Origin of the sequence: Sandarakinorhabdus sp. (genome assembly GCF_031422795.1) — a bacterium.
Taxonomy (GTDB): Bacteria; Pseudomonadota; Alphaproteobacteria; order Sphingomonadales; family Sphingomonadaceae; genus Sandarakinorhabdus.
On record NZ_JANPML010000325.1, the window covers coordinates 1 to 4,300 of the forward strand.

Annotated in this window: 4 protein-coding genes; 1 reads left to right on the forward strand and 3 read right to left on the reverse strand. The window is 65.0% G+C overall.

The features are described 5' to 3' along the window. Positions 1 to 15: 15 nt before the first annotated feature. The gene (locus RMO81_RS11775) at positions 16 to 162 is read left to right on the forward strand and encodes a hypothetical protein (RefSeq protein WP_409049612.1); all 147 of its coding nucleotides are present in this window, start codon (positions 16 to 18) and stop codon (positions 160 to 162) included. On the opposite strand, the gene RMO81_RS11780 is transcribed toward RMO81_RS11775, so the two are convergent. The 3 genes from RMO81_RS11780 to RMO81_RS11790 all read right to left on the reverse strand — a co-directional run. Next, entirely contained in the window at positions 155 to 1,366 is a 1,212-nt protein-coding gene (locus RMO81_RS11780) for a CoA transferase (RefSeq protein WP_310476076.1), read from the reverse strand. The genes RMO81_RS11775 and RMO81_RS11780 overlap by 8 nt on opposite strands. 11 nt (positions 1,367 to 1,377) lie before the next feature. Continuing rightward, positions 1,378 to 3,270: a hydantoinase B/oxoprolinase family protein gene (locus tag RMO81_RS11785; protein ID WP_310476078.1), complete on the reverse strand. Its 1,893-nt coding sequence runs from the start codon at positions 3,268 to 3,270 to the stop codon at positions 1,378 to 1,380. A gap of 3 nt (positions 3,271 to 3,273) precedes the next feature. Further along, positions 3,274 to 4,300 (reverse strand): hydantoinase/oxoprolinase family protein (locus RMO81_RS11790; protein ID WP_310476079.1); only part of this gene is annotated, 1,027 nt, incomplete at its 5' end.

A 4,300-nucleotide genomic window follows, 5' to 3' on the forward strand; every position in this document is an offset into this window, starting at 1 on the left:
ACCACGCTGGGCATGATGATCGCCAATGTACCGGCCGTGCTGCTGGGCGAAAAACTGCTGGCACGCGTGCCGCTGAAGGCCGTGCGTGTGGGTGCAGCGGCGGTGCTGGCGCTGCTGGGGGTGGTAATGTTGGTGGCGCTGTGGCCGCAGCTGATCAGATGATGCCGCGCGTCTTCAGGTCGGCCAGCGCTGCGGCGTCCAGGCCCAGCATCTCGCCGTAAACGTCGTCATTGTCCTGCCCGATGGCTTCGGGCGCGCGGCGGCGAACATTGCCGGGCGTGGCCGAAAGCTTGGGGAAGACATTCTGCATCTTCACTTCGCCCCAGCGCGGGTGCGGCACACCGATGATGGCTTCGCGCGCCTGGAAATGCGGATCGGTCAGCATGTCGGCCGGGCGGAACAATTTGCCGGCCGGAACACCGGCTGCAATCATCTTTGCTTCCAGCTCGTCGATGGTCAGCGTGCGGGTCCACTCGCCGATCAGCGTGTCGAGCTCTTCCTGATGTTTGCCGCGGGCGATATGGCTCACATAGCGCGGGTCAGTTGCCAGTTCCGGGCGGCCCATCGCGTCGCACAGGCGGCCGAACACCGTGTCCTGATTGGCGCCGATCAGATATTCGCCGTCCTTGCAGGGATAGACGTTGGACGGCGCAATGCCGGGCAGCACAGAGCCCGAACGCTCGCGCACATAACCCGACGCGACATATTCCGGCACCAGCGATTCCATTACCTGCAACACGGCTTCGTACAGCGCGGAATCGACCACCTGGCCCTGACCGGTGGCATGGCGATGATTGAGCGCTGCCAGGGCGCCCAGCGCGCCATAGGTTGCCGCCAGCGTGTCGCCGATGGATACGCCCATGCGGCTTGCCGGGCGATCGGGATCGCCAACGATGGCGCGCCAGCCGCCCATCGCTTCGCCGATACCGCCAAAACCGGCGCGTTCCGAATAGGGGCCGGACTGGCCATAGCCCGACACGCGCACGATGATCAGGCCGGGATTTTCGGCCATCAGCGTTTCGGGCGACAGACCCCATTTTTCCAGCGTGCCGGGGCGGAAATTCTCGATGAGGATATCGGCCTTGGCGATCAGGCTGCGCGCCAGTGCCTGGCCTTCGGGCATCCGCAGGTTGCACGATACGGCGCGCTTGTTACGGGCAACCACTTCCCACCACAGCGGAAAATCACCGCGGCCCCAGACGCGCATCGGGTCACCCCCGCCCTTTCCAATTTCCCCGGGTGGCTCCAGCTTGATCACGTCGGCGCCCATGTCGCCCAGCAATTGCCCGCAGAACGGGCCGGCGATCAGCTGGCCCATTTCCACGACTTTGATGCCGGCGAGTGGCCCGGTGGCTTCGATATTCATCGCTGGCGTCCTTATTCGGCCGCGATGGCCATATGGTGCCACACCGGAGGCTTGGGCGCCGGCAGCCCGGTTTCGGCTTCGCAGGCCGCGCGCAGTTCCTCGACGGTGCCGCCACGGTTGAAGATGGCAGCTTGCGCTGGCTGCGCTGCTGCCAGTTCGGCGCGCAGGGCAGCGGTTGCGGCCGCGTCCACCAGGCCATCGGCATTGGCGACCACGCCATAGGCGCGCGCACCGGCGGCGCTCACCAGCCCCTGGCGGATTTCGAGGCCGACCAGGGCCGGATCACGCTCCAGCGGGTTGCCCCAGCCGCCGCCGCCCCAGGTGATGAAGTGCAGCTGATCACCGGCTTCGACATCCAGGCTGTCGAGCTTGTTGGCGACAATGGTCTGGGTGCCATCGGCCTTTTCGAGGATCTTGCGGGCGCGGCTGCCGGGCTCGCCACCGTTCACGCCCCACGGATAGGTGAACCAGCGATCATCGTGGATCGAAACCGTGCCGGCCGACAGGAAACGATAGGTCATCAGGATGCCGTTGCCGCCACGGAACTTGCCGGCGCCGCCGGTATCGGCCAGCGCCTCGTAACGCTCGATGCGCAGCGGGAAATAGCGCTCCAGAAATTCGTTGGGCACGTTGGTGAAGCCCGGCCACAGCGAGTGGCCATCCGGGCCATCCCCGAATGGCTTGCCGGGGATGCCGCCAAAACCGATCTGGAACAGCTGGTACCATTCATTGTTCTTGCCCGGGCGCTGGTCGCGGCCGGAGTACATCAGGTGCGGCGACGACGAGAAGCCGGCGGCGCACAGGAATTCCGGTGCGCGCTGGCCGAGCAGGGCGCCGAGCAGATCGAAGATGCGGCCCAGCGCGTGGGTGCGGCCCGACAGGGCGGCCGGATAGCGCGGTTTCAGCAGCGAGCCTTCGGGAATCTTGACTTCGATCAGATCGTAGAAACCATCGTTGAACATGATCTGCGGATCGAAGACCATGATCATGTAGATACAGAAGAACATCTTGAACATGTTCTCGTTCAGATAGAAATTGATGGCCGCGTCGCTCTGCGGATCGGTGCCGTCGAAATCCAGCACCACCTTGTCGCCGACGCGCTGCATGGTGCATTTGATCTTGTAGGGGCCAAAGCCGACCCCGTCGTCACAGACGAAATCTTCAAAGCTCACCTGATCGGTCGACACCGAGGTGGCAATCAGCGCCTTCATGGCGCGGTGGTTGCGGGCCAGCAGCGCGTCCATCGCCGCCACCACTTCGTCTTCGCCAAAGCGGCCGCACATTTCGTCGATGCGGCGCGCGGCAACCCGGCACGACGCGATCAGCGCATTCAGATCGGCCGCGCACCAATCCGGCTTGCGGGTCTGGTGCATCACCAGCTTGATAAGGTCTTCGTTATACTCGCCCTTGCGCCAGATCTTCACCGGCGGAATGCGCACGCCCTCTTCGAAAATGGCGCGGGCGTCGATCGGCATGGACCCGGCGACCTTGCCGCCGATGTCGCTCTGGTGGCCGAACATGGCGGTCCACGCGACCAGGCGCCCGCTGCGATACACGGGCAGCAGCACCAGCCAGTCATTGCTATGGCTGATGGCGCCTTCGCAGCTGTAAGGGTCAGACAGGAAGATCATGTCGCCTTCCTCGATGCTGCCGTCCCAGCCGCGCAGGAAGCCATCGATGAAGCTGCCGAACTGGCCAACGATCATCTTGCCCGCCGGGTTGGCGATCATCGGGAAAGCGTCGCCCTGTTCGCGGATGCCGGGCGACATGGCGGTGCGCACCAGCGTGGCATCCATCTCGATGCGGGCGTTGCGCAGGGCGTTTTCGATGATGTCGAGCGTGACCGGATCAATGGCCTTGGGCTCGAACGGGCGCGGGTTGGTCTCGATGATGCGGGCGGGCATGTCTCAGGCCTCCGGGTTGATGAGGAGGTTGCCGAAATCGTCCACGGTGGCGATGTGGCCGTTGTGGACGAGGGTGGTGGAGTCCATCTCGGTGATCACGGCCGGACCCGGCACGATATCGCCGGCGCGCAGCTTGGCACGATCATAGATGCCGGCAGCCCGAGCCTTGCCGTCCATCCACACCTCATGGTCGCGCACGCGGGCGGCGACAGGGTTGCCGTCACCCTTGGCGATGCGTTCGGCCGACACGTTGGCGGCCTTGCCCAGCGCCACGACGCGGATGTTCACTAGTTCCTGCGGCACCGACAGGTTGAAGGTGAACAGGCGCTTGTGCTCGGCATCGAAGCGTTCGGCGAGGCTGGCGATGGTAGATCCGGGGGGCGAGAACAACGGCACTTCAAAGGCCTGGCCGGCATAGCGCACATCGATTTCGACACGGATCTCGATGTCGCTGGCGGCCACAGCTTCGGCGGCGAGTTCGGCGCTGGTCTGGGCGATGAGTTCATCGATCACCGTGCCGACTTCGGCATCGCTGGTCTGGGTGATGAGCTTGTTGAAGCTGCGCTGGGCATCGATGCGCAGGCGGGTGGTGGCATCGCCATAAGCGCACAGCACGCCGGGCGAGGGCGGGATGATGACGGGCCACGATCCCATCAGCATGCCCATGGCATTGCCGTGCAGCGGGCCAGCGCCGCCAAAGGCCATCAGGGCAAAATCGCGCGGATCATAACCCTGTTGCACCGAAACCAGTCGCAGCGCGCCAAACATCGTTTCGTTGACGATGGCGATGATGCCGGCAGCGGCTTCCAGCAGCGACAGGCCCAGCGCATCGGCCACGGTCTGCACGGCACGCCGGGAGGCTTCGCGGTCAAGCTTGAAGGCGCCGCCGAGCAGGTTTTCCGGCAGATAGCCGAGCACGACATTGGCATCGGTCACGGTTGGCAGTTCGCCGCCGCGGCCATAGGCGGCCGGGCCAGGCACGGCGCCCGCCGATTGTGGCCCAACGCGCAGCGCCTTGGTGAGTTCGGGC